The 555-nt window shown below is 65.9% G+C and carries 1 protein-coding gene and 1 pseudogene; one reads left to right on the top strand and one right to left on the bottom strand.

Going from position 1 to position 555, the window contains the following annotated elements; genetic code table 11:
* Positions 1–159, bottom strand: a pseudogene (locus CCN51_RS59020) (NADPH:quinone reductase); the annotation flags it as partial.
* 154 nt (positions 160–313) lie between these two features.
* Between CCN51_RS59020 and CCN51_RS52290 the strand changes: the two are divergent.
* A partial coding sequence (locus CCN51_RS52290; RefSeq protein WP_143676258.1) for a TetR/AcrR family transcriptional regulator occupies positions 314–555 on the top strand: 242 nt, incomplete at its 3' end.

The raw sequence follows: 555 nt of genomic DNA on the forward strand, positions 1-555 counted from the left end.
GCGCATCTGCTGCTCGGCGAACGAGACCCCGGTCGCCTCCATCTTGATCACGACCTGCCCCGGACCGGGGGCCGGAACGGCTCCACCGCGCCGGATCTGCAGCCCTTCCGGCTCGACCGTGCCCGGCAGGACGACCTCGACGAGTCCCTCGGTGTTCATGGCGACCTCCACTGCGCGCTCAGCGCTTCTCTATAAGCTCTCGCGTTCGTTAGAAGTTATAACTGAGCGGCGAAGGGGGTGTCAACGGGATCCGTGATAGCTTCTAACTAAATCTTGAAGCTGTAGTCGCGACGGTGTGGAAGGGCGGCAGGCCATGGCGGAAACGGGCACCACAACCCCGCGCGAGCGCTACCGCGCCCAGGTGCGCATGGAGGTCAAGAAGCGCGCGTGGGAGCAGATCGCCACGGCGGGGGCGTCCGCGCTCTCCCTCAACGCGATCGCCAAGCAGATGGGCATGAGCGGACCCGCGCTCTACCGGTACTTCGCCAGCCGCGACGAGCTGATCACCGAGCTCATCAGAGACGCGTACCGAAGCCTGGCCGACACCATCCGCGC

It is taken from the genome of Streptomyces milbemycinicus (assembly GCF_002154605.1).
Classification (GTDB): domain Bacteria; phylum Actinomycetota; class Actinomycetes; order Streptomycetales; family Streptomycetaceae; genus Streptomyces; species Streptomyces milbemycinicus.